General features: G+C 71.1%; 24 protein-coding genes and 1 pseudogene. 23 read left to right on the top strand and 2 right to left on the bottom strand.

Annotation, left to right across the window (positions count from 1 at the left end; genetic code table 11):
• Nucleotides 1–265 precede the first annotated feature (265 nt).
• The 15 genes from RB614_RS09135 (at nt 266) to RB614_RS44590 (ending at nt 13,822) form a co-directional block, all read left to right on the top strand.
• Complete coding sequence (locus RB614_RS09135; RefSeq protein ID WP_308711954.1) at nt 266–1,633, top strand: APC family permease; 1,368 nt, start codon at nt 266–268, stop codon at nt 1,631–1,633.
• A 5-nt stretch (nt 1,634–1,638) separates the two neighbouring features.
• On the top strand, nt 1,639–2,517 hold the full coding sequence (locus tag RB614_RS09130; protein ID WP_308711953.1) for a hypothetical protein: 879 nt from the start codon (nt 1,639–1,641) through the stop codon (nt 2,515–2,517).
• On the top strand, nt 2,514–3,716 hold the full coding sequence (locus tag RB614_RS09125) for a histidine decarboxylase (protein WP_308711952.1): 1,203 nt from the start codon (nt 2,514–2,516) through the stop codon (nt 3,714–3,716). The genes RB614_RS09130 and RB614_RS09125 overlap by 4 nt, the downstream gene beginning before the upstream one ends.
• Nucleotides 3,717–3,805: 89 nt before the next feature.
• Entirely contained in the window at nt 3,806–4,060 is a 255-nt protein-coding gene (locus RB614_RS09120) for a hypothetical protein (RefSeq protein WP_308711951.1), read from the top strand.
• A 639-nt stretch (nt 4,061–4,699) separates the two neighbouring features.
• Nucleotides 4,700–4,897, top strand: a complete 198-nt coding sequence (locus tag RB614_RS09115; RefSeq protein ID WP_308711950.1) for a hypothetical protein — start codon at nt 4,700–4,702, stop codon at nt 4,895–4,897.
• A gap of 1,218 nt (nt 4,898–6,115) precedes the next feature.
• On the top strand, nt 6,116–6,298 hold the full coding sequence (gene fxsA, locus RB614_RS09110; protein WP_308711949.1) for an FxSxx-COOH cyclophane-containing RiPP peptide: 183 nt from the start codon (nt 6,116–6,118) through the stop codon (nt 6,296–6,298).
• Nucleotides 6,299–6,501: 203 nt separating this feature from the next.
• Nucleotides 6,502–6,888: a hypothetical protein gene (locus tag RB614_RS09105; protein ID WP_308711948.1), complete on the top strand. Its 387-nt coding sequence runs from the start codon at nt 6,502–6,504 to the stop codon at nt 6,886–6,888.
• A gap of 192 nt (nt 6,889–7,080) precedes the next feature.
• Nucleotides 7,081–7,995, top strand: a complete 915-nt coding sequence (locus RB614_RS09100; RefSeq protein WP_308711947.1) for a hypothetical protein — start codon at nt 7,081–7,083, stop codon at nt 7,993–7,995.
• 19 nt (nt 7,996–8,014) lie between these two features.
• Complete coding sequence (locus RB614_RS09095; RefSeq protein WP_308711946.1) at nt 8,015–8,185, top strand: hypothetical protein; 171 nt, start codon at nt 8,015–8,017, stop codon at nt 8,183–8,185.
• A 214-nt stretch (nt 8,186–8,399) separates the two neighbouring features.
• Nucleotides 8,400–9,074: a GNAT family N-acetyltransferase gene (locus RB614_RS09090; protein WP_308711945.1), complete on the top strand. Its 675-nt coding sequence runs from the start codon at nt 8,400–8,402 to the stop codon at nt 9,072–9,074.
• A 367-nt stretch (nt 9,075–9,441) separates the two neighbouring features.
• On the top strand, nt 9,442–11,262 hold the full coding sequence (locus RB614_RS09085; protein WP_308711944.1) for a zinc ribbon domain-containing protein: 1,821 nt from the start codon (nt 9,442–9,444) through the stop codon (nt 11,260–11,262).
• A gap of 786 nt (nt 11,263–12,048) precedes the next feature.
• Nucleotides 12,049–12,924: a class I SAM-dependent methyltransferase gene (locus RB614_RS09080; RefSeq protein ID WP_308711943.1), complete on the top strand. Its 876-nt coding sequence runs from the start codon at nt 12,049–12,051 to the stop codon at nt 12,922–12,924.
• 175 nt (nt 12,925–13,099) lie between these two features.
• Nucleotides 13,100–13,237 carry a hypothetical protein gene (locus RB614_RS09075; protein ID WP_308711942.1) on the top strand — a complete coding sequence of 46 codons (138 nt, stop codon included), beginning with the start codon at nt 13,100–13,102 and terminating at the stop codon, nt 13,235–13,237.
• 197 nt (nt 13,238–13,434) lie between these two features.
• Nucleotides 13,435–13,614 (top strand): hypothetical protein, encoded by a 180-nt coding sequence (locus tag RB614_RS09070; protein ID WP_308711941.1) that lies wholly within the window; start codon nt 13,435–13,437, stop codon nt 13,612–13,614.
• Nucleotides 13,529–13,822 carry a hypothetical protein gene (locus tag RB614_RS44590; protein ID WP_487379825.1) on the top strand — a complete coding sequence of 98 codons (294 nt, stop codon included), beginning with the start codon at nt 13,529–13,531 and terminating at the stop codon, nt 13,820–13,822. Before RB614_RS09070 ends, RB614_RS44590 begins: the two co-directional genes overlap by 86 nt.
• 671 nt (nt 13,823–14,493) lie before the next feature.
• Here the strand turns inward: RB614_RS44590 and RB614_RS09065 are convergent.
• A complete protein-coding gene (locus tag RB614_RS09065; protein WP_308711940.1) occupies nt 14,494–14,757 on the bottom strand; it encodes a hypothetical protein in 264 nt (87 codons plus the stop codon).
• Between RB614_RS09065 and RB614_RS09060 the strand changes: the two genes are divergently transcribed.
• Entirely contained in the window at nt 14,741–15,514 is a 774-nt protein-coding gene (locus RB614_RS09060) for a S1 family peptidase (RefSeq protein ID WP_308711939.1), read from the top strand. The two genes, RB614_RS09065 and RB614_RS09060, sit on opposite strands and share 17 nt — an antisense overlap.
• A 514-nt stretch (nt 15,515–16,028) precedes the next feature.
• Here the strand turns inward: RB614_RS09060 and RB614_RS09055 are convergent.
• The gene (locus tag RB614_RS09055) at nt 16,029–16,550 is read right to left on the bottom strand and encodes a hypothetical protein (RefSeq protein WP_308711938.1); all 522 of its coding nucleotides are present in this window, start codon (nt 16,548–16,550) and stop codon (nt 16,029–16,031) included.
• Between the two features lie 37 nt (nt 16,551–16,587).
• Here RB614_RS09055 and RB614_RS09050 point away from each other — a divergent pair, with 37 nt between their 5' ends.
• The 7 genes and pseudogenes from RB614_RS09050 (at nt 16,588) to RB614_RS09020 (ending at nt 23,250) form a co-directional block, all read left to right on the top strand.
• Nucleotides 16,588–16,872, top strand: a complete 285-nt coding sequence (locus RB614_RS09050; RefSeq protein WP_308711937.1) for a hypothetical protein — start codon at nt 16,588–16,590, stop codon at nt 16,870–16,872.
• A gap of 581 nt (nt 16,873–17,453) precedes the next feature.
• Entirely contained in the window at nt 17,454–18,605 is a 1,152-nt protein-coding gene (locus tag RB614_RS09045; protein WP_308711936.1) for a hypothetical protein, read from the top strand.
• A gap of 159 nt (nt 18,606–18,764) precedes the next feature.
• Nucleotides 18,765–18,893: a hypothetical protein gene (locus RB614_RS09040; protein ID WP_308711935.1), complete on the top strand. Its 129-nt coding sequence runs from the start codon at nt 18,765–18,767 to the stop codon at nt 18,891–18,893.
• 122 nt (nt 18,894–19,015) lie between these two features.
• Nucleotides 19,016–19,750: pseudogene (locus tag RB614_RS09035) on the top strand (S1 family peptidase); the annotation flags it as partial.
• Nucleotides 19,751–20,090: 340 nt separating this feature from the next.
• Entirely contained in the window at nt 20,091–20,846 is a 756-nt protein-coding gene (locus tag RB614_RS09030; protein ID WP_308711934.1) for a DNA glycosylase family protein, read from the top strand.
• A gap of 1,221 nt (nt 20,847–22,067) precedes the next feature.
• Complete coding sequence (locus RB614_RS09025; protein WP_308711933.1) at nt 22,068–22,247, top strand: hypothetical protein; 180 nt, start codon at nt 22,068–22,070, stop codon at nt 22,245–22,247.
• Between the two features lie 181 nt (nt 22,248–22,428).
• A complete protein-coding gene (locus RB614_RS09020; protein ID WP_308711932.1) occupies nt 22,429–23,250 on the top strand; it encodes an SAM-dependent methyltransferase in 822 nt (273 codons plus the stop codon).
• The last annotated feature ends 90 nt before the right edge of the window (nt 23,251–23,340 follow it).

Genomic DNA, 23,340 nt, shown 5'->3' with positions numbered 1-23,340 from the left:
TCCTCAGCTCTGGTGGTGGTGTCTCCCCGCCCGCACGGGATGTCAGCTCCGTGCGGGCGGGTGAACCGGCGGGCGCGCCGCGGGCCCTGGAGGGGGCCGGCCTGGTTGGGCTGGTGCGCGGCGCGTCCGTCCCGGGGATCGCGGGCGCGGTCTTGGGGGTCGCGGGCGCGGGGGTGGTGGTGTGGTGACCGGGCCGCGTGGGTTGGCTCGTCGGAGTTTGGGCGGTGGGTCGTTGTGGGTGGTGGCGGTAGCCGCCTCGAGCCCGTTGATCGTGTTCGCCGGCGGTATCCCGGCGTTGTATGGGCAGAGCGGTGTGGTGGGGGTGCCGTTGGCGCTGCTGTTGGCCGCTGGGGCGGTGGGTGTGCTGCTGGTCGGTTACGTCGCGGTCGGACGGCGGCAGCGGCATAGTGCCCCGTTCTACGCGGTGTGCGCGGCCGGTTTGGGCCGGCCGGCCGCGGTCGCGGCCGGCGTGCTCGGTTTGGTGGTCTACGGGGCTATTGGGGCCAGCATCTTGGGCCTTTCCGGCGCCACTCTCGCGGCTGAGTTCGGTGGTCCGTGGCCGGTGTGGGCTGCGGCCACCTTGCTGGTGGTGGCTGGTTTGGGTGGGGTGTCGGCGGTGAATGTGCGCCTGTTGACGGTGGTGCAGGTGCCCACGATCGCGGTCCTCGCCGCGGTCGATGTGGTGGCGGTGCTGACGCCGGCGGACGGGGCGTTGAGTGCGGCGCTGTGGTCGCCGGCGAGCCTGGCCGGCGGCGGCGTCGGTTTGGTTGTCGCGTTGGGGTTCGCGGCTTGTCTGGGGTTGGACGTGGTGCCGGCGTTTAGCGAGGAGGCCCGTGGCGAGGCGACGGTGGCGCGGGCGACGGCGGGTGCGGTGGTGTTCGCCGGCCTGTTCTACGCCCTGTCGGCCTACGCGGTAGCGGTCGCGGTCGGACCGGCCCGGATCACCGCAGGCGCCGGTGGTGGGGTGTTGCCGTTCGGGTTTCTGACGCAGCGGTGGTGGCCGCTGGGTGCGCTGTTGGCCGGGTTGGCCGGGGTGCTGCTGATGGCGAGTATCGGCGTGGCGATGCTCGCCTTTGGCAATGTCTTCGCGCGTTACGTCTACTCCTTGGCTCGGGATGGTGTGCTCCCGGCCGGGCTGGCCCGGGTGGGTGCCGGCCGTAACGAGGGTGCCCCGGTGGGTGGTGTGGTGGTTTATGCGGTGGCTGGTGGGCTGCTGCTGACAGTGTTCGCGTTGGTGGGGGCGGATCCGGTGGACGGGATGTTCACCTGGCTGTCGGTGATCGCGGCGGTCGGGTTGCTGGTGTTGCTGACCGGCGCGAACCTGGCCGCCCTGACCTTCTTCCGCCGTATGCCGGCTGGGGCGCCGTGGCTGGTTCGGGTCGGGTTCCCGCTGCTGGGCGTTGCTGTCGGCGGGACCGCGTTGGTGGTGACGGTGTCCCATTTGGACTCGCTGGTGGGGTCTGGGTCGGGGTTGGTGTGGCTGGTGCCCGGGGTGTGTGTGGTGGCGGTGCTGGTCGGGGTGGGTCGGGCGGTGTGGCTGCGGTCCACGAATCCCCTCGGGTATGGGCGGTTGGGGCAGCGGCCGGATCCGTTCACGGTCCCGGACCGGCAGCTGTCAGGGCTGGGGGTGTGACCGCGATGGGCGTCGAGCACCCGAGCGCTGCGATGGCGCGGCCGTATCTGCGGCAGCCGCGGGCGACGGCCACGTTCCCGGTGGCCGGTGGCGGGCAGCCGGGGCCGCGGCACGCCGTGCCGGACACACCGCCGCCGTCGGTGTCGGGGAGTCAGCCGCGGTATGCGCCGGCTGCGGCGGGGCCGCAGCAGGCAGGGGAGCAGCCAAGCCCGGCGGTGGATGGTCGGCGGTTGGGGCCGGTGGTGGTGCGGAACCGGGCGGTCGATCTGCTGTTGCATGCCGGTGGTAAGCACGCCGAGCACGTGTGGGAAAGCCGTGGCACGGCGGTGGCGGTACACGCGGTCATGTTCCTGTACGCGGACCCGCAGGCGGCCGATGCCGGCCAGGCACTGTTTATCGCGCCGCGGTATCTGGTGGCGGGTCCGGAGAGCGCGCAGCTGGCCGGGGTGTTGGCTGGTGTGACGCGTAACGCCCTGCACCACCGGTTGGCCGCGGACAGTTTCGACGCGCGTATCCATTTGGCGACCAACGCGGGGCGGATGCCGGACGGCGTCGTCTACGCCGGCACCGCGATATCCACGTTGGACACCGACGCCGGCCCATTCACCCGGATGCGGCGGCTGGTGTCCAGTCCGTGGGAGGCACCGGGGCGCTGCCTGATCGAGCTCGTCGACGGCACCCGGATTGCGGTCGACCGGAACCCGCCGGGAGAGCCGGTGCGGGCGGTGGTGCGGTCGACGTCCACGTTGGAAGGCGCCCGCTACGCATCCCGTCCGTGGACGCATGCGCCGGATCTGGTGCGGGAGCCGCGGGCGCGGACGGTGTGGTGGCTGCTGCACCTGCTGCATCTGGCGGTGGCCGGGCCGGAAGGGGGCGGGCGATGAGCGTTGACCTGACCGGCCTGCCCGCGTTCGCGGACCGGCTGCGCAGTGCGGGGCGTTACAACATCGGGTTTCCCGGCGCGACCGACATCGACCACACCGATCTGTCCCCGTGGTGGGGCCGCATGTTGAACAACGTGGGCGATGCGTTCGCGGATGGGTTGGCGGTCAATCACAGCAAGGTGTGGGAGCGGCAGGTGCTGCGGTTCGTGGCCGACCTGCTGCGCGCCCCGACCACCTGGTGGGGGTATGTCACGTCGGGGGCGAGTGAGGGCACCCTGCACGCCCTGCACCAGGCCCGCCGCCGGTTCCCGACCGGGGTGGTTTATCACAGTGTGGCGGCGCACCCGAGCGTGGCCAAGGCGGTGGACCTGCTCGGCATGGACGCGGTGGTGGTGCGGGCGGGTGGTCGGGGGGAGATGGACTACCACGACCTGGCCACCGTCGTGGGCCTACATCGGGATCGGCCGGCGGTCGTGGTCGCGACCGCCGGCACCACCCTGGACGAGGCGGTCGACGACCTGCGGCAGATCCACGCGGTGCTGGACGAGGCCGCGGTGGTACGCCGGCTGGTGCATGTCGACGCCGCCCTGGCGGGTATTCCCTTGGCCCTGCTCGAACCGCAGGACCGGTCGGGCATCGATTTCGCTGATGGTGCGGACAGTGTGGTGGTCTCGGGGCACAAGTTCCTGGGTGCGCCGATGCCGTGCGGGATCCTGATCACCGCCACCCCACCCGCCCCGCCCACCGGTGTGTGTTCGTACAGCGGTAGCCCGGACACCACTGTGTCCGGTTCCCGTAACGGCCATACCCCACTGCTGCTGGCGCACACCATCTCGCGGTTGGGCCGGGACGGGCTGCACGGGCGGGCGGTGCAGGCCCGCCGGCTGGCCGGGTACACGGTGCGGCAGTTGACCGGACTGGGGTGGCCGGCGTGGCGGCACCGGCACGCGTTCACCGTCGTGTTGCGGACCCCGCCGGCGCCGGTGTTGGGCAAGTGGGTGCTGGCCGGTGACAGCGGCGAGCGTTGCCACATCGTGTGCATGCCGGGTGTGAGCGCCGGGCAGATCGACGAGTTCGTCTCCGACCTGCACGCCGCCCTCACACCCACACCCGGCAGCAGCCCACTGTCCGGGTTGGACGGTGCCGACGCCGGTGTGCCGGTGCCGGCGCGACGGATGTCTGGCACGGCGGTGACCTGACGGCCCCTTTTGTCCTCTCAGTTTTCCCCATCTTCTCCTTATCGGACTTCCCCCCTTCTTTCTTGAGTGTGTTTTGTTGGAGGCATGACGTGATTGGAACGTTGACCCGGCGCGCGGTGGTGCTCGGCGGGGTCGGGTCACCGCCGTTGAGCGTGCCCACCCAGTTCGGGCCGCCGCGCCGGATGTGGTCGCCGCTTCGTTGGTACGCGGTGATGCTGCTGTTCGGCTGTCCACCCTGGGCGTGTCTGCGACATCCGCCGCACGGGGACGGCCTGGCACCGGGCGACGGTACCGGTCTGCAGGCGGCGGCCCGCGCCGCGGCACTGGACGGGGCCGGGCGGTGACCGTGGCACGGCGGGATCGTGGCGGCTGGGCCGGGCCGGCGGTGCGACGGCTGCGAGGGCTGGCGGCGCCGCGGGCCGGGCGGGTGGGGTTGGTCGCACAACTGCGCCGCCCGGGCCGGAACCTGGTTCGTTCGATGGGTCCGCCACGCCACCACCTGAGACTCCAGCCAGCAGGTACTGGTCAGCGAGTCCCTGTCCGATCACCCCGACTATCGTCCACAAGGGAGCAGGATTCGTTGTCCATCCACACACGTGGTCAGACAGCCGTGCTGGGCAGCCAGTCGACCGGTCCGGTCTACCTACGGACGACGGGCTTGCCGTTGATGCGTTCACCCCTTCGGCTATCGCGCGCAGGTCGCGCCAGGACTGGGTTCCGGCACCGCCGTTACGCCTCCCAAAAAGGGGCCGGGCCCGACCGGTGGGGGGGGGGCGCGCCCCCCCCCCGCCCCCCCCCCCACCACCCGAACCGCTCGCCGGCGGCGGGCGTCGGTAACAACAGGGTGGCGTGAGCCGCCGACCGGTTGATCGTGGCGGCTTGCGACACAACCCCGGGTACCGCTGAGCTCCCCCTTTACACGAACACCTTTCTGGAGGTGACGATGACCCGGCGCCCTGACACTGTCGTTGTCGTCCCTGGGGATGGACAGCGCGGTGCTGGTACTGATGTTGATCGTGGTAGTGATCGGCGGCGTCGGCTTCATCGGCGGCACTATGGCAGGGGCGCTGCTGGTCGGCCCGGGCGAAACCACGGCGGTCCTGGTCGTCCCCACGACGGCATGGTTCGCCCTGTTCGCCGTCCTGACGCCGTTTTCGTGGCAGGTGGTGCGGACCGTATGACCGCCGCTCTCGCGCCACTCGAACCGTCCGACGCACGCGCCCTGGCGGTGCTTTCCGACCTTGCCCGGATCATCGCCGACCTGTCCGGCCGCGGCCGGGGACTGTTCTGCTCGCCGAGCAGAATCTGCCCTTGGCGTTGCGGGTCGCGCCGACCGGGTGCGCGTGCTGCACGAGGGCCAGATCGCGTTGCAGGCTGCGCCGGCGGCGGTCTTCGCCGGACTGCGCCTGGTGGATTGCTGCCTCGGTGCAGTGGCTGTCGCTGTGGTGCAGGCAGCAGCATGAACCAGCACGCGACGGTCGAGTTGGTCTCCCCACCGGTCGGCGCCTTCGGCCGCTGTGGACGGTGTGGTGTCGGCCTGGTGTGGGTCGAGGTCCACGTGCTGGATCCGCGCCTTCCACGACCCGGGAGCGTATCGCCCGGCCCTGCCGCTCAGCTGTCGGTCACTTTCGGTCTTTGCTGTTCGCGTCCGCCGCTACGTACCAGAACGCCTCCGGCGGCAGGCGCGACACCCCGAACCTGGCGAGGGTTCTCGCCGGGTTCGGGACGGGGTGGATGGCGGCGGTCCCGCCAACACCGTCGCCATCCACCCCCACTCACACGGCGAGGGTCGGGTAATGACCGCCATCGACACGGTGCCGTGGCCGCCGGCCGGGGTCACGTTCTGCGAACCCGGTCAGCCGTTGCGGGTGCGTCCGGTTGGCCGGGGCCGCCGCTGCTACCGGTGCGTCGGCTGTCCCGAGCTGCACTCAGCGCCAGCCGTGGGACGACTGGTCGTGGTCGTGGCTGCCGAACGCGACTGGATCCGCGCCCACGACATCGGCGGGCCAGACATCTCGACGCCCGGATGCCCGTACCGATGGGAGAGCTGGTGCGGGGCCTGCTGGACTGGCTGGTCGACCACACTGCCATCGCCACCACCGAGCCGCTGATCGAGGTGTGGTGGCGCCCGGTCGCTGTCCTGCCGCCATACAAGCCACGGCGGGGCGCGAGCGGTGACCGCCGCGTGCCCGTTCCCGGACCGGCGACCCCACCAACCCGCCCGCCGATTCTCCGCGAGAGGGAAAACGATCGTGACCACCAGCGGGGTTCCAGGCGGCGGACGCGCCGACACGCCGGGGCACCGGGCAGGGGTAGCCGTCGCGCCGATACGGGCCGCCAACCTCATTCCCATCTTGTGCAGAACACCGACGGGGGTTTAGCCGCGATAGGAGACTCGCATGGAAGCTGGCGAAGGCTACGACGGCGTTCCGGACCTGAGCGATCTGCCGTTGCGGGAGCTGCTCGATGGCGACAACCCGGTCCTGGCGCGGTGTGTGCGCAGCCTGCTGGACGATCTGGGAAACCCGGGCGAGTCCTACGCGGCGCACGGCAGCACCCCCGCCAACCCGCGGGATCTATGACCCCGGCCGCCACGGGCCGGACCATGGCCGGGCACCCGCACACCCAGGCGGGCGCCCGGCCACCCCTGAACCCACCGTTGTGGCGGTTTCGGCAACCACGTTCCAGCAGAAGTACGTGCCAGCAGAAGTGGAGGCACACGGTGACCGGGACAGGCCCTGGAACTGTCGGCGGTACCGGCGGGGAACCTGACGGCGATGACACGGTGATCCACACGGTGGTGCCGGCGGCTCACCCGGCCGACCGGCGACCGGCCCCACCGCCGCAGACAACGGCCGGCGAGGCGCCTGCCCGGCTCGACCGGCAGGAGCCCGGCGACCCGCCGCAACCGTCACCGGGTTCCGATGTGGACGATGCCGGCCAGGTGGTCCGTTTCCCCGACCTGACCGGTATCGCGTTGGCCGACATGTCCAGCGTCGACAGGTCCATCCTGGTCGACGCCCTGCAACGCGTGCTGCGCAGCGTCAGCGAGCCTGGCGAGGCGTACGCCGCTCACGGCAACACCCTCGACGTCCCGGCAGCCGTGGCGCAACCTCGCCGAGCCCCGCCCCAGCAGGACGGGCGCCATCTCCGAACGCAGGTGGACCAGTGACGGACATCCTGCGGAGGGAGACCGGGATGCGATCCCGCGGCGACGGTGATGACCTGGCCCGCGAGTTCGACGGGCGCCCGGCGACGACCATGAATGCCGGCCATCAGTGCGGCCGGTACCAGGTCGATCCATATCGGACAAGCCGGTGAGGGGCTCGTTCGTCCCTACCGGATTTGTGGGGAGGCACCTGCCATGACTGACACCCCAGACCCTTCGCCACGGGTTGGCTGGCGACCGGCGGCCGTGGGAGCCGCCGCGGTCGTGGTCCTGGCCGTCGCGGGAGCCGTCGTCCAGACGCGCCGGGCCGGCAGCGAGCAGCCGCCGCCGGCGGCGGTCGGCCAGGCGAGCACCGCGCCGGGCTCGCAGCCGGCGGCCGGTGGTGCCGGCCGGGTGTGGTGTATGGGTGAGCTCGCGGACGCGGTGGCCGCTCTGTCGCCGGAACCGGTCCAGGCCGGCCGGTACACGTACGTGTATACGCGGTGGTGGGGCGAGGACATGTCCTACCGCCGAAAGCAGGGCACGGTCCAGCAGGTGGTGACGTACGAGTCGAAGCTGTACCGGGCCGTGGACGGGTCCGGCCGCCTGGACGTGATCGCGATCCCCGGCGCACCGTCCCGGCAGGAAGGCAGCAGCCGCTACAGCGCGGGTGGGTTGGCCGGTGTGTTGCCGGAGCCGATCGCCACCAGCCCGCAGGTGTTGGCCGGGCAGCTGCGGACGCATTCGCCGCCGGTGATGGGGCCGCAGTGGGTGCTACGCGCGGTCGCGGACGTCTACCAGTCCCATAGCACGGTGCTGCCGGTGCGGGTGGCGCTGCTACGCGTGTTGGCCGGCCAGAACACCGGCCTGGAATGCGAGGGCCGCACGGTGGACCGGGCCGGCCGTACCGGCGTCGCGGTCGCGGTCAACTCCCACTCCGATCAGACGCGGGACCGGTTGGTGTTCGACCCGGCCAGCGGGCGGCTGCTGGCGGCCGAGCAGGTGATCCTGCGTAACCCGCCAGCACTGTCTGGCACGACACCGCGCACCGTGTCGTACTGGCTGTTCCTGCACACCGGCCAGGTCGACGACCTACCACCAGCCCTAACCCACCTAACCGCTCAACCTTGAGTCCTATGTGGAGGGTTCGATGCAGGACAATGGCAATGGCGATGCCGATGCCGATGCCCGGGTGCGCGCGCTCGTGCTCGCCGCACATCCCACCGGTATGCCGGTCGGCGTGCCTGCGGTGACCGCGGCCGACCTGCGGGCCCGGCCGCGCCGGCCGCGCCGGCGGCGGGTGTGGTCACTGCTCTGGTGATCGGGCAGCGGCCTGCCGTGGCCCGGCGTTCCCCCGTCGTGCCAACGCCGGTCGCTGCTGCCACGCCAACCCAGGGCGCCCCGATGATCTTGCCGCGTCCAGCATCGTCCACCGCGGCCGCGGCGGACTGCTGTTCGACGTGACCGGCCGCAACCCGGCCAGCGTCACCAGCCCGTAGCTGTTGTTGCCAAACACGCGTGAGATGGAATCTTCGATGACGACCCCGATGTCCGAGCAGTCCCAGACGGTGCGTGTCACGCCGGCCTCGATGGCCGGGCCGGCGGCTGCCGGTCAGGCCGATCAGGTCGCCCGGATCCTGATCGCCGGCTATGTCGATACACCGCAGGGTCGGTGGCTGATCGCGGACCGGGACGAGCGGTTGATCACGTTCGGGGTGTTCTGGCCGGCGATGGTCCGCTACGGCCGGGACTACGGCTGCATCGATGTGGCCACCGACCAGGCCGGGACGGTGCTCGGTGCCGCGATCTGGTTCAACCCGGCCGAGCCGGGTGACCCGGTCTCGTATCGGCAGTGCCTGGCCGATGCCTGCCGCGACCACCTGGCCCGGTTCCTACGCTTCGACCAGCTGCTGGCCACCCGCGCGCCTGACCCGGACGACGGGCTGCGGCTGGCGTGGCTGGCCGTGGCCCGCCGGCACCAGGGCCGCGGCGTGGCCAGCGCGCTGCTGCGGTACCGGCATGGCCTGCTGGACGCCGCAGGCGGGTCGGCCGCGTTGGTCGCGGGCACGGCCCGGACCCGGAACCTGTTTGGCCGGCACGGCTACCAGACCGGGCGGGTGTTCCGGTTGCCGGGCGGCCCGACGCTGTGGCCGATGCTGCGGCCGTCTGGCGGCGGGCCGGGCCATGGCACGCCGTCGGCCGGTCCGTGACCGGCGGCGCCGATCGCGGCTCCGGCCGACGGCGCCTGCCGGGATCCGGAGCTGCCGCGATGACAGGTGCAGCGATGGGCAGAACCGAACCTGACCTGACGAGTGTTCTGGCCGTGTTTCAGGAGAGATCGAGAGGTGAGAACGCCACGATGGCAGCCGCACGGAATCGCCGGGTTCGGTCATCGCGTGGACGACGGCGCGGACAGCGGGCACGCCAGGGCGGTGCTGGCCTTGCCGTCTGCGGTGACGACGTCGCCTCGAGGTGGGGGCAGGCGCCCTCGGACCGGGGCGGGGGCGGCGCCGCGGTGAGCGTGCGGGTGTCGCGGCCGCGTGGCGGGCGGTGGCGTGTTCGCGGGGGTGGGTGTTGATGGGGACGGTGGTGTACCGGTACGGGCTTCGCGGCCACGTGGAGCTGCCGGAGGTGTTGTGGGAGCAGATCCGGATGGCGCACCGGTTCGGTAACGCTTTGGTCGAGTTGGAGGAGGAGCTGGAGCGGGCCAGGAACGGGGTGTGGGCGAGCGATCCGGGGTGGGCGCACGCTGACCGGGAGGTGACCGCCGCGGATGACCGCCTTCAGCAGGTGGTCGCGCGGGCGAAGCGGGAACGGTTCCAGGACCAGCACACCGCGGCGGAAGCCGCGCAGGCGGTGCGGGCGGCGCGGGCCGGTTTGGCCGCTGCCCGCGCTGTGCGGAAACGGGCGGCCGGTGCCGCGTATCCGGGTTTGGCACCGCGGTTCGCGCAGTTGAAGGCCGAGCATGTGGAGGCGGTCAAGGCGTGCCGGCGCTCGTTCGCCGCCCGGGGCCTGTACTGGGCCACCTACAACACGGTGGAGAAACGGCATCACGTTGCGGTGCGGCTGGTGGCGCGGCGCCGTAGCAGCGGTCAGCCGGCGCGGTTGCACCGGCACCGGCTCGACGGGGGTGGGCTGGTGGCGGTGCAGCTGAAACGAGCGGCGGGGGACCCGACCCGCACACCTGCTGTGCTGGCCTCCGGGGCCGGTAAGTGGCGTAACGTCATGCGGCTCACGCCGTGGATGGAGCCGGCCGCCTTCGACGGGTTGCCGCGAGGTGAGCGCCGCGCGGTCGGCCGCACCGGGCAGGTGAGCATCGCGGTCGGCGGTAGCGCAATGGTGACGCTGCCGGTGGTGGTGCACCGGATGATGCCGGCAGACGCGGACGTGTGCGCGGCCGAGCTGGTCGTGCGGCGCCTGGCCGGCACAACGCGGGCGGCGTTGTGTGTGACGGTGAAGGTGCCCGACCCGCCGGCAGCGCCGCCGCGGCCGCCGGTGGCGGTCCATCTGGGCTGGCGCGGCCGGGCGGACGGCTCGGTCCGGGTCGCGGTGTGGGCCAGCCCGCATCCGCTGCCCCCGCCACCGCAGCACCTGGCCGAGGTGGTGGTCGTCCATGACGGGGGTCGGTGGGGGGAGTTGGTGGTACCGGCCCGGACGGTGGACGTCGCGGCCCGGCCGGCCGCGTTGCGCTCCACCCGTGACCAGGCCTTCGACCCGGTCCGGGACAAGCTGGCCGGCTGGCTCGACTCCCATCCCCAACCCGACCCCACAGACGACGACGCCGTGCTGACCGGTGAGCAGGTACGCCGGTGGAGGTCGACGGCCCGGCTGGCCGCCCTGGCGATCGGCTGGCGAACCACACCACCGGCCGGCGGCGGCGAGATGGCCGCCTTGCTGGAGGCGTGGCGGGTGCGGGACAAGCACCTGTGGACCTGGGAGGCCAACGAACGTCACCAAACCAGCGGCCGGCGGGACGAGATGTGGCGTCGGGCCGCCGCCTGGCTGACCGCCCACACCGCGGTCCTGGTCCTGGACGACACCGACCTGAAAACGCTCCGCCGCAGCGACACTATCGACGATCCGATGTTGCCCGGGATCGCCGCCGCCAAAGCCCGGGCCCGCGCGCAGCTGGTCGCGCCCGGCCGGCTCAGACACGCCCTGACCACGGCGGCGCGACGGCGAGGGGTGGCCGTCCACACCGTCTCACGCGCCGGGCTCACCCGAACCCACCGGGCGTGTGGACACACCGCACCAGCACATCCCCGGTACGCGGCAGCGGCGGTGGTCACCTGCCCGCACTGCCACCTGCCATACGACCAGGACCACAACGCCGCCTGGATCATGCTCGACCGCCACCACCAACTCCCCCAACCCGCCGCTGCCCAGGAGCACCAATGAACACCCCAACCGGCCACGTCGAACCACCACAGCACGCCCCCGGACCACACCAACGCCCACCCAGCGGCCCGAACCGTGGGCCTTGATGTACCAACAGCGGATACGCCTGCTCGGCGGCTTCGTAGCCGAGACCCAATGCGGATAGCCAAGGGATACGCCTGCTCGGCGGCCTCGTAGCCGAGACCCAGTGGGGATAGGTCGACAGATACCCCCTGCCCGGCCGGCTTCCACGCGCATTACCGAATCCCGTTCGGACCTGTGTAGGTGACCAGCATCGAAGACCACGACAGCGCAACCGGCAAACGCCCAGCCGCCCAGCCAGCAACCACCAGCGTTACCAGCGACTAGCGACTACTAGCGACGGAGCCTGTTGTCCGATGAGCGAGCCGGGCCCCACCGATATCCCGATCCCATCCCACCGGACGGTGTGGACGGTGGGCCGTCGGCTCGGTCCGCTTCTGCCTGCCGCCGAACGACGGGCCTGGTGGGCGGGGGCGACAACGGCGCTGCCGCGGGGCGGGGCGGTGAGAAGGTGCGCGGCCGGGGGTGTGCGAAGGGCACGAGGTGATCTCTGGGTTGTCCGGTCGGGCCGGCCCGAGCTGGTAGCGGTCCGGTTGGGGTGAAGGACCTGCACCCGCTTGTGGGGCGGGGGTGTCTGGGTTCCCGTCGCACCGTCAGGTGCGCACCCTTGCTCCTGCAACCACGGTGCCTGCGGGGTAGTTGGAAAGCGTCGGTTCGAGTCCGGCCGGGAACCACGATCCGCGTCAGAAGAAGGATCCGTTTGAGGTGAAGGAAAAGGTGAGTGGTATGAGCCGGGGCAACGTGATCGCCGCGGATGCGATGCCGTACCCGTTGGACAACCACGCCCCGCAGGCGGTGGGGTATCACGCGTTGCTCGGCCAGTTGTGGGACGGGTGGAGCGTTGCCCGGCTCAAGGACTTGTTCGGCGAGCCGCGCGAGACGATGGCGGGTTTGCGGTGCTGGGAGGTCGGGGCCGGTGTGGGTGGCCAGTTCGCGGTATGGCTGGCTGGTCGGGTGGGCCGGGACGGTTTCGTGTTGGCCACCGATCGGCAGGTCCGTGACATCCCGGCGCTGGCGAACCTGGCGGTGGTCGAGCACGACCTGACCGGTGACCGGGAGTATCCGGGGTGGCCGGGTGGCTTCGATCTGATCCATGTGCGTCTGGTGCTGCAGTACCTGCCGCAGCGGCGCCGGATCCTGTCCCGGTTGGCGGATCGGCTGGCGCCGGGTGGCTGGCTGCTGGTCGAGGACTGGGTCACGACCCCGGCCGTCGAGATGGTGGTGTCGTCGGTGTCCGAACAGGACGCGGCCCTGTATGTGCGGGTGCAGCAGGCGTTGAGCAACGTGTTCGCCGAGGCCGGCACCGACCATAGCTGGGGAGGCCAGGTGTATCCGGCGCTGCTGGCCGAGGATCTGACCACGGTGGGCACGCAGATGTGCGGGCAGGTGTGGCCGGCTGGCGGGCCGGGGTGTCGGCTGGTGGCCGGCACGATCGCTCAGGCTCGGGACCGGCTGCGGGCCGCCGGCATCACGGTCAAGGAACTGGACCGCGTTGGTGAACTGTTGACCCGCGACGATCCGGGGTTCGCGTTGGCCGGGCACCTCATGCACTCCACCAGCGGATGCCGCCCGCCCGGCTAGAACCCGGGTGGCTGGTCTTCCCTGGCCGGCGGTTCGGAAGCCCGCCCGGGCCAGGAAGGGGCGCCCGTGCCAGGGCGCCCGCCCCCGCCCAGCACTCCGGCCGGCCCGAGGCGAGGGCCGGGCTGGGCGGGGGCACCCCAACCCCCAATTCCCAACCCTGAGGAGAGGACACGAGATGGGCAAGGACAGCGGTAAGCAGGCGGGCGACAACCCGATTGCCAAGAAGCACACCGAATGGAGCCAGCACCGGGCACAGCAGACCGCGCACAAGGACGCCGAGAAGGTCATCGAGCAGACCCGCGACAAAAAGTAGCGGCGAGCGATGCGGGGCTGTTTGTTGCGTCGGTCTGGCGGAGGCGGACAGCAACGACGACCGCCTCGTCACCGTCCGGGCGGGCCTGGCCGCCTGCCCGAGCAACTGCCGTTGCCGGTGAACCGGCTACCGAGCCGGCGATTGGTATGCGGCGCCGTTGAGTGTGACCGTCCAACCGAGCTGTAGGGAGAGTTTTGATGGGTAAGGACAAGGACAACAACGACAAGCCGAACGTGACCATGTCCGCCACCGACCGGTCGGGCAGGACGCACACGAAGACCGGCCGCGCCGGTGGGGACGGCACGGTGGAGGTGCATCGCGGCACCACGCCGGGCGTGCACCAGGCCGGCGGCGACCAGGTCTTCTACAACGACTGACAATGGCCAACGGCCCGAGGCGATACCGGACAGTCCGGCGCCGCCGGCGGCGCGGCCGCGGGGAATCCCTGATCTGAGCGAGCTGCCGCAGGCCGAGGTGATCGACTCGGACGAGTCCGTGTTGGCCAACGCCGTCCGCCGGGTTCTTTCAGAGCGGGCAGAGCCTGGCGAAACCTACGCGGCGCGTGGCGGCAGTCCTCGTATCTGACTGCCGTTGCGCCGGCCTGCCTTGCGGGCCGGACCTACGGCCGGGCGCCCGCCTGTATCCCGCCCCCGCGGGTGTCCGGCCCACTGCCGAAACCCGTTCCTATCCCTTTCTCGACTGGTGTCTGGACGTGTGACGATGACCCGAACCCCTAGCACGGATGGTGTGGAAACCGGCAACCGTGAGCCGGATGTGGCGGCGCTGGCCGCGCCGCCGCGCGCCGCCGCCTTGTCGCACAGCCCGTTCGGGGCCCTGTCCGGCGGCTCAGCGACCGCCGCCGCCGTCCTGCTCACCACTTTGCGGCTGTTGGCCCTGCACGCCACGGTCGAGCGTTGGGGTGGTGTGTGCGGGAGGCGACGTGCGGCTCGGCGGTGGGCCCGGGACCGCCCCACCACGCGGGCCGGGCTGTGGCCGGGCACCCCTTGCGGGTGCCTGGCCACCCCCGAAGACCTGTTGGCCGGCTTTGTCGCGACCAGCCTGCAGGCCAGCCCGCGACAGGTGCGGGAAAGGGTGGTCTCGTACGGCAGTCGCGGCGATCGACACGGACGACAAGGCAACGAGGTGTTCACCGACGGTCCGGGGCGTGGTGGCGTGTGGCGGCGCAGGCGACCGGCCGGCGACGGCACCCGGCCGGTCGGTGAGGCGGCAGAGTCCCCGCCGGCCCCGGGTCACGGTCACGCCGGGCTCTGCTTGAGTGTGGTCGGGTGGCTCTTCGCGGCGGTTGCCGTGTGGGGGAGGCGGACACTGCCGCGGTGGCTGGGTCGGGCCGGCCGGATGCTGCCGGTGATCGCCGTTGTCGTGCTCGTGCTGGCGATGACGGCGTGCGGCTCCCCGCCCATGCCGGAGGGGGTGCCGGACCCGCCGGCCTCGGCGTTGGTGACGCGGATGCCGTCGAGGACGGCGACGCAAAGCTGCCCGGCGGTGGCGAGCTTGATCAAGGCCAAACCGGACGGCGACCGGCATGCCTGCGGCGCCAACCTGGTCTCACCAACGTATGTGGTCACGGTGGCGCACTGTGTCACCAACCCGGACGGCAGCCTGGAGGACCACACCCGGATGCGGGTGCGGATCGGCTCCGCGAGCTGGCGTAGCGGTGGGCAGGTCAGCGCGGTGGCGGGGGTGGAGGTGTTCCCCGGCTGGGACGGCGACGCGCTGCGTCCGCCGCAGCCGCACGCGGACCTGGCCCTGCTGCGGCTGGCCACCGCGGTGGCGGATGTGACGCCGTTCCCGCTGGCCTCACACGCGGGTATGGCGGTCTCTACCCGGGTGGTCGGCTGGGGTGTCCAGGTCGACGACCGGTGTGCGGTGCTGCCGGACGGGGCCGAGCCACCAGCGCAGGTGCTGCACGAGCTCGATGGCGTGACCGCCCCCGCGCAGCGGTGCGCGGCGGTCTGGATCACCGACGGTGAGTTGTGTGTCCAGTTCGACAGGCAGGCGACGTGTGGTGGTGACTCGGGTTCGCCGGTGTTGCAGAAGATCGACGGGCGGTGGCAGCTGGTCGGTGTGATGAGCCACGCCTACGGGTTGGTCCCGCGCTGCGAACGAGCCGTCCCCGCCGTAGCGGCCACCGACCTGACCAACCCGCACTACCGGGCCTGGATCATCCGAATCGCCTGCGCCCCCACACCAGCCGACCCCGACCCGTGCCGACCACCAGCCGGCCGGCAGTCGAGCCCGGACGGGGGATTCGAGTGAGCCGGGCCCGCGAACATCGCGAACACCGACGCCGCCGGCCAGCATGCGACGGGGTGTGCCGGTTCCCGGAGCCGGTGGGGACATCCGCGCCCGGATCGGCGGTCCGCCGTGACCGCCACCGTCGGCGGTGGCGGTCACGGCGTCCTGGCTGGACCAGCCGTGCGCCTGCTGGCCGGGCCGCTGGCGCACGCCGCTGGCGGTCGGGTCGGGGTACCTGCTGTTCGGGGCGGTGGCCGATGATCGGTGGTGGAGCCGGGCGGGTAGTGGTGTGGCTGCTGGTGGCCGCGGGGTCCGTCCCGGTGGCTGTTAGCCCGTTGGGCTGGGTGGGTGTGGTTGCGGTCCCTGCGGCGGCCAGGGCAGCGACCGGGTCGCTGGTAGGGCAAGCGGTTGGGGTCGGCTGCCTGGTGGCGGCGGGTGGCTTGACCGCGCAACAAGCCGTGCGGCCGCCGGCAGCGCCCGCCCCGGCCAGCTGCTCGCGGCCATTGTCGAGGCCAGTGCGATGACCGGGCCACCCTTACCGCGTGATGCAGACGGCCGACCATTGCCCCAGACGCGCACGGGCGGTCGCGGGTACCGCCGTGAGTGGCCCGATGAGCTGCTGGCCGATCTTGTTGCTCGCCGCAGGGCCGGCGCTTCGATAGGCCAGCTCGCCACCGAGACCGGGACCCCGTCGGCGACCCTGCAGCATCAGTTCGATCAGCTCGGTGTGCATCCGCCCGGCGCGGGGCAGCCGCGGTTGCCGGGTGGGCTGTCGCCGGACGAGATCGCCGATATCGCCCGCCGGTACGCCGAGGGTGCCAGTGAGCGGACGGTGGCCGCCGAAACGGGGGCATCTCGGCCGGTCGTGCGGGCGGTGCTCGATATGACCGGGACGCAGCGGCGGCGATCTCGCGGGGCCGGTGGGCACCGGACGGCTGAGCAGGTCTGGGAAATCGTCGCGCGTCGTCTCGCCGGCCAGTTGGTCGCTCACATCGCGACGGCTGTTGGCGTGCCGGATTTCCGTTGTCGCCTTGCGTCTGGCGGCCTTGAAGACCAAGAGGGGTGGGCCGTGCCCGCCAGCGTGGAGGGGACGAGTGGAACAACAGCAGCGTCAGCTGACCGAGGAGCTGGCCGACTGGGTGCACGCGGCGCGGATGGCCGCATGGCAGGCGGTTGGCCAGACCTCGATGCGGTCCCGGCACCCTACCGCGGAAGAACAGATGGTCCCCTACGCCGACCTGGCCGAGGCGGACAAGGACGACGACCGCCGCCTGGTGGCCGCCGTCCTGGCCGGCCTGGCCGTGCTGCCCGAGCACGATGTGCTGCTTCTGCTGGCCCGTCACCGGGCCAGCGACGCACAGCCGGCACCCCAGCCATGACCCAAAACCGAACCGAGGAGCACGGGAGGGGGTACCGGTATGACCGCTGTTGCTGGGGCCCACCTGCGGCCTGGACCAGGGGGCCGAGCGCCCGCACGCTGCCATGCGCGGGCGTGCGGCCGACACCGCCGAACCGTGGGTGCCACCTGCACCCTCGGGCGCGGCGATGAGCGCGGCCGGACCACGCCGGCCCTCGGCGGGCGGTCACCATCGCGGTGCGGCTCGCCGCGGTGCGCCGGCAGAGGGCTGGCCTGGCGTGTCACGACGCGGACTGCCACATCCGCGACGGTCGCGTTCTGGACCAACCCCGAGCAGGTATCGACCACCGTAACCGCCGGTCAGAACGGCGCTGTCACTGCACTCATCCAGCTCACGGTGACGACCATCGTCTGCGGCTTGCTCCTGATCGTGGCCAGATACCCGGACTTGCCCCGCACCCACCCCACCCCTGCTAGCCCCGCCCCTGCTGCTAGCCCCGCCCCTGCTGCTAGCCCCGCCCCTGCTGCTAGCCCCGCCCCTGCTGCTAGCCCCGCCCCTGCTGCTAGCCCCGCCCCTGCTGCCGCAGTGGCGCGACGAGCGCGGTGCGGGATGTCGCCCGTTTTGCCTCAAGGTTGGAGCTCGATACCGTGTCCACACCCGCAGCGGCTGTGCCGCCGCCACCGATCTGGATGTCCACGCCCGCGGCGACCGTGCTCGATCTGGTCGGCGCACCGGATTTGCGGGCACGGCGGCGGTCGCTGGCACGCATCAGGGCGCTGCTGTTCGGCGGGATCACCAGTGCTGGCCTGTTGGTGTCGCTGGTGATGATCTGGTGGGGCGTTGACGTTGTGGCTGTTTTGGGTGGGCTGCTGTTCGCGGTGACCTCGTGTCTGCCGGGCGCGGCTACCGTCAGCTGCCTGGTCTGGCTCAGCCGTGATCGGGGCCTTGATGGGTTGTATCTGCGGATGACCAGTCAGTACGTCGAGTACGGGCACGAGGGCGGCAGGTGGAGCGCACCGTGGGCGGCTGTCCGCGCTGTCCGTGTCTGCTGCCACCCGGCCGGGTTCGGCCCGGACGTGGTGGAACTTCGGGTGGAGGCGCATGGGTGGGGACCGTTCACCGCGCGCGGCCCGGTCGGCTATTTCGACGTCCTGGCCCGCGACAGCGACGTCGACCTGCGCGTGGTTAGTGACCTGGTCAACCACGCCACCCTCGGACGCATCACCCTGTTTCCCGACCGGAGCGAGGCGGCAGACCGCCAAGACGCGGCCGCGAGCACGGAGGTCTGGCGGCCGTTGCGTCTGTTCCACACGGCCCCCCGTCCGGGTGGTGAGAACGCCGGGCCCGCCGCGACCGCGGTGCCATCTGACGACCCCGTCCCGGCCGTAGCCCACCCGCGGTGGTGTGACCGGCAGCAGTGTCTGGCGGTCCAGGACGACTTCCACCCCGACGCGCCGCTGCCCATGCACGTGGGTCGCCGCTACCACGCGGACCCGGGCGGACGCGGTCGACGCACCTGGGTCGCCGCGCAGCTGGTCCAGTTCGTGGGGGACCCGCAGCCGCAGCGTACGTTCGTCGGCCTGATCGTTGCTGACCTCGACAGCGAGCAGACCTTCTACATCGATGCCGGGCAAGGCGCCACGCTCGCACGCGCGCTGCTTGATCTGGCCGGGCAGGCCGACACGGTCGCCGCGGCCGGCGATCGGCCCGACAACGCCGGCGCCGGTCCGACCCCACCGGCGGGCGCGGGATGAACCAGTGCGGTGTGCGCGCAGGATCTGGGCTTAACCCCGGCCGCCGCGGCCGACAAATGGGTGTCCTGTTTGGACTTGACGCGTGATGGCGGTAAGAGCCCGCCGCCGCGACCGGCGGCGGGTCGACATTTCCCTTGTCCCTCAACCTGAAGGAAGACCGTGAACAGGAACTGCCTCAGCACGTTGAGCATCGTCGCTGTGGCGGTGGCGATGCTGCCCGCGGGCGCCGCGGCTGCACCGACCGCCGCCGATCCGCCGCCGGCAGTCATGCCGGCGGCCGGTGAGTAGAGCGAGCCGGACCGGACGGTGTCCCCGATGATCGTGGGTGGCCGGCCGGCCAGCCAGGTGTATCGCGGGCTCGGCTCGCTGCAGTACCAGCGGGGGGGGACAACCCGAACTTCCACGAGTGCGGCGTGCTGCTGTGGGATGCGTGGCACGCGGTGAGCAACGCCCACTGCGTCACCGAATACCCGACCGCGGTACTGGAGGACCCGGGCAGCTTCCACATCCGGTTCAACAGCAACGACCGGCTGGCCGGCGGCGTCGTGCGTCAGGTGTGGAAGACGGCGGTGTACCCGAGCTGGGCCTGGGGTGCGAACCCGCCGGGAACGGTGCAAGGGGACAGCGCCGTGCTCTGGCTCACCGCGCCGGTCTACACCATGCCGAACATTCTGACACCGATGGCCGGGCTCAACCGGATACCGGTAGGCCCGGCGCGGATCGCCGGCTGGGGCTGGACCACCTACCCGTGGAACCAACCAGACGCACCCCAGCATCTGTCCGAACTGGACACCGCGATTGTGGACCTGTCGCACTGTACGGCGGCGGCCATCGACGCCGGTGAAGTCTGCGTGGCCGACCTGAACAATCCGAACACCGTGGCCTGTTTCGGCGACTCCGGCGGGCCGGTCATTGTCCGGGCGCCACGCACACGCTCCTTCTGGTACCTGGTCGGGACCGCCTCCCGCCAGACAGCGGTCGCCTGTGCCGGGCCGGTGGTCTACACCTCGGTGCTGTACTACCGCGACTGGATCAACCAGGCCATCAACGGTACCTACCAGGCGCCGAAGCCGAAGCCGACGACGTCCACGCCGCCAGCCAAGCGGCCGGCCTGGCGCTGGGCGGGCTGCGGGACCGCCTGCTGACAACGCCGAACGTGTAACACCACCGATACCGGTTTCTGGCTCCGGCGCAAAAAAGGGGGGAAGCCGGGCGGCGCACGCCACCCGGAGCCAGAACCCGAAATCTGGACCACCCCACCGGTCCTGAGGACGCTCAAGCAGCAGGCCGTGGCAGCAGCCGACACCACCGGTAGCGGACCGCCGCCACCACCTGGCGACGAGCTGCTGTCGCAGCTGCGGCACGACTGGCTCGTCGTGGTGCTGAGGCGGGCCACCGACCGGAACCGGAACCAGGTGGTTGGCCAAGACCGTCACCGCCAAGAAACCGGCGATCGCCGCCGTCCAGAAAGGCACCGCAGCAGCGATGAGCGACATCGACTTCGTGATGACCGACCACCCAGCCTGGATCCCGGCCCGCGACGGCCGGGGCAAGGTGCGGGTGCTGGTCACGTTCGAGGGCCGCTGGCTTCTACGAACCGGCCCGACCGGGTTCACACTGCGTGAGCTGGCCCCGGCCGCCTTCGAACCCGCCTATACCGTGTTCCGGCTGCCACCGCACGTGCTCAACGAGTTGCCGCAGCTGGCCGCCAGCCTGGCCGGCCTCGGCGCGGTGGCCCGGTTTCGGACCGGCAACCTGTGGGACGCCCTCGGTGCGGCAGCCATCGCGCAGATGCACCGCCCGCCCCACGCCGCCAGGCTGTACCGCCAGTTCTGCTACGCGCACGGCGAGCGGCTGCGGCTACCCGGCGGCAACTACTGGCTGTTCCCGACCCCCGAAGCCGTCCTGGACCTGACACCCGACCAGTTCACAGCCGTGGGCCTGGCCGCCAAACGCGGCCTGCTGCGGGACGCCGCCAACAGCTACCTGCGCGACGGCCGCCACTGGCAGACCCTGCCGCCGCCGCGGCTGGCCGAGCAGCTGGGCCGCATTCCCCGGGTCGGCCAATGGACCGCGCACGCCGCGGTGGCGGACTGGAGCAACGACTGGGCGCTCTACCCCGCCGGCGACCTGACCCTGCGTACCTGGGCCCGCCGCGCCGCACCGGACTACCCCTGGCCCACCGACGAGCGCGCTTTCGCCAACTGTTGGCGCATGCTCACCCGCACCCACCTCAGCTGAGACCATGGCAAACAAGCGCCGCAAGACCCTCGTGGTCTGCAACGCCTGCCACGACCTCATCCACGCAACGCCAACACCGCTCACGTCGTAATCACCGGAGAGCCGGGTACTCGGAAACGCGTCCGCCCGGTTCGGAGGGAGGCCGCGCGGAAAAGGACCAGCCCCAGGCTGGCACCTCGCTGCGCGGTCCACCCTATCCGGCCTGTCCGGGGGCCGGAGTCTTGCGGGCGGCACGGGCCGCCGTAGCCGACGGCTACGGGGTTAGCGCCAGCGTTACGGGGTTGACGGCATCGCTTCGGGTAACACTGTGGCTGGTAGCGGTGTTCTCACCAGGTAGATCTGGCCCCACTACTCCAGGAAGTCTTGGATCCACCGAGCATGCCGCATGTCAATGCGTCGATGGAAACTCCAGCTCTACTCGGCCCCACCCCATCCCGTGATTCGGGATGGTCACCAGGGCGGTTGCGGGCCCAACTCGACCATGGCCGAACCGGCCGCCGTACGGCGCTGCCGAGCGGCGCTGGGCACCAGGACTCGGTGGCAAGTCGGCCGGAGGTCGGCGCGGCAGATGTTCGGCCCCCGATCCGCGCGATGCGGTGGGGCCACGATGACGCCGCTCGACATCGACATCGGTGTGGGGCCAAGAGGTTCTGGAGTCAGCGCGGTGGAGCCAGAACAAGCTGGAGTGGTGGGGCGGAAAGAAGCTGGCGAGAACACTGGTAGCGGCGTGGTAGCGCTGGTTGGTAGCGGTCGATGAGCGTTACCACACCCCCGGAGCGGCGCGGCGCGCGCCGCTTCCGGTTTGCTTCCGCTTCCGCCCCGGCCGGGTCCGGCGGAAGGAAGCGGAACGAGGAAGCGGAAGGCCGGCCGCTTCGCCGTTTCGGCTGTCCGGTCGGAACAACGTTCGCACGCTGTTCTGGAGCGGCCGCACGGGATGCCCGGAACGTTCCGCGCCTTCTGCGACGCCCGCGGGGCCGTCTGGTGCGCTGGTAACGTCCCGGCGGGAGGTGGGGGTGCGGTGGCCGGTCTTAGCGATCTGCCGACGCGGGAGTTGTTCAACCAGTGGCTACGGGCGTTGACCGTGCTCCCCGAGCCCGGCGATCGGCCGTTTCCGGAGCGGTTGGCGTTGATCGTTGAGGTGGACGACGTCCGCACGCACCAGCTCACCTCACCATCTCGTACCCGCCGACCGTCGAGGATCTGCATCGTCTCGTTGCGGCGATGGAGGACGTGAACCGGGTGCGTAGCCGCGAGTACGGCGCTCACGCCCTGGTGACCTCGCTGCTGATGCGCTGGTTGAGCGAGGCCGCCGGACAGCCAGCCAGCGACATCGTTAACTGGTTGGCGTTGACCATCGGCAGCGTGTTGCCGCCAGACGAGCCCGGCACCGGCGACGGCTGAACCGGTGTCCGATTCGATCGACGGCTGCGCGTATCGGCTGGCTGACCTGTGCCTCGCATGGTGAGACCGATCTTCCTAACCGGATAGTCGCTACACGTGCCAGGCGGAATCGGTGGATCTCGTGTGGCACGTGTAGGCTCGCCTGCGCGAGTGTCGACATCGTCTGACGGAGGCCCTCTCGGTGGAAGCTCGTGACGAGGACGGCCCCAGGGTCAAGCTGCGAACCGATGTGGCGCACGGCGCGCGGATCTACGACTACATCCTGGGTGGTAAGGACAACTACGCCGTCGACCGTGAGGCCGGCGAGAACTCGTTGCGGATATGGCCGGCGTTGCGGGTTCACATGCAGGCCAACCGGTTCTTCATGCACCGGGTGGCGCGGTTCCTGGCGGCCGAGTGCGGGATCCGGCAGTTCTTGGACATCGGCACCGGACTGCCGACCTCACCGAACCTGCACGAGGTTGTGCAGTCGGTTGACCCGACCGCACATGTGGTCTACACCGACAACGATCCGCTGGTACTCGTCCACGCTCGTGCGCTGCTGGTGGGGACAGCCATGGGACGCACGGCCTACGTCGATGCGGACATGCGTGACCCGCAGGCGATCATCTCCGCGCCGGAGTTCCTAGAGACCATCGACCTGAATCAGCCGGTCGGGCTGCTGCTGATCGCCGTCGTGCATTTCATTGAGGACGACGCGGAGGCATTACGGGTCGTACGACAGATCCTCGACGTGCTACCGACCGGCAGCTACCTGGCGATGTCCATCGCGACCGACGAGTTCGACCCGATCCCGCTGGCCGAGGTCCAACAGGAGTACAACAGGCTCGGTGAGACCCTCATCTTCCGCGACCGTGCCACCACACTGTCATTCTTCGACGGCGTGGAACTGGTCGAGCCGGGGCTGGTCCAGGTGCACAAGTGGCGCCCAGACGGCTCCGAGCCCCCAGGGATCGCGGACAAAGACATCGCCATGTACGGGGCGGTCGCGCGTAAGGCATAGGACGGCACCGGGCGTAGCCCCGCTGTCCGATCCAGATGAGGGTTGCCAACAGCCGGCCGGCTGACCAGCGCGGGCTGGGGCCGACTGTGA

This window comes from Phytohabitans maris (assembly GCF_031085175.1).
Taxonomy (GTDB): domain Bacteria; phylum Actinomycetota; class Actinomycetes; order Mycobacteriales; family Micromonosporaceae; genus Phytohabitans; species Phytohabitans maris.
The sequence above is the reverse complement of the archived record's forward strand: the minus strand, read 5'-3'. Positions and strand labels throughout refer to the sequence as shown.

Excerpts from the sequence above, each read along its gene's own strand:
- RB614_RS09130 (WP_308711953.1), top strand. The coding sequence starts at position 1,639 with ATGGGCGTCGAGCACCCGAGCGCTGCGATGGCGCGGCCGTATCTGCGG.
- RB614_RS09125 (WP_308711952.1), top strand. The coding sequence starts at position 2,514 with ATGAGCGTTGACCTGACCGGCCTGCCCGCGTTCGCGGACCGGCTGCGC.
- RB614_RS09115 (WP_308711950.1), top strand. The coding sequence starts at position 4,700 with ATGGACAGCGCGGTGCTGGTACTGATGTTGATCGTGGTAGTGATCGGC.
- fxsA (WP_308711949.1), top strand. The coding sequence starts at position 6,116 with ATGGAAGCTGGCGAAGGCTACGACGGCGTTCCGGACCTGAGCGATCTG.
- RB614_RS09100 (WP_308711947.1), top strand. The coding sequence starts at position 7,081 with ATGACTGACACCCCAGACCCTTCGCCACGGGTTGGCTGGCGACCGGCG.
- RB614_RS09095 (WP_308711946.1), top strand. The coding sequence starts at position 8,015 with ATGCAGGACAATGGCAATGGCGATGCCGATGCCGATGCCCGGGTGCGC.
- RB614_RS09090 (WP_308711945.1), top strand. The coding sequence starts at position 8,400 with ATGACGACCCCGATGTCCGAGCAGTCCCAGACGGTGCGTGTCACGCCG.
- RB614_RS09085 (WP_308711944.1), top strand. The coding sequence starts at position 9,442 with ATGGGGACGGTGGTGTACCGGTACGGGCTTCGCGGCCACGTGGAGCTG.
- RB614_RS09075 (WP_308711942.1), top strand. The coding sequence starts at position 13,100 with ATGGGCAAGGACAGCGGTAAGCAGGCGGGCGACAACCCGATTGCCAAG.
- RB614_RS09070 (WP_308711941.1), top strand. The coding sequence starts at position 13,435 with ATGGGTAAGGACAAGGACAACAACGACAAGCCGAACGTGACCATGTCC.
- RB614_RS09030 (WP_308711934.1), top strand. The coding sequence starts at position 20,091 with ATGAGCGACATCGACTTCGTGATGACCGACCACCCAGCCTGGATCCCG.
- RB614_RS09025 (WP_308711933.1), top strand. The coding sequence starts at position 22,068 with ATGGAGGACGTGAACCGGGTGCGTAGCCGCGAGTACGGCGCTCACGCC.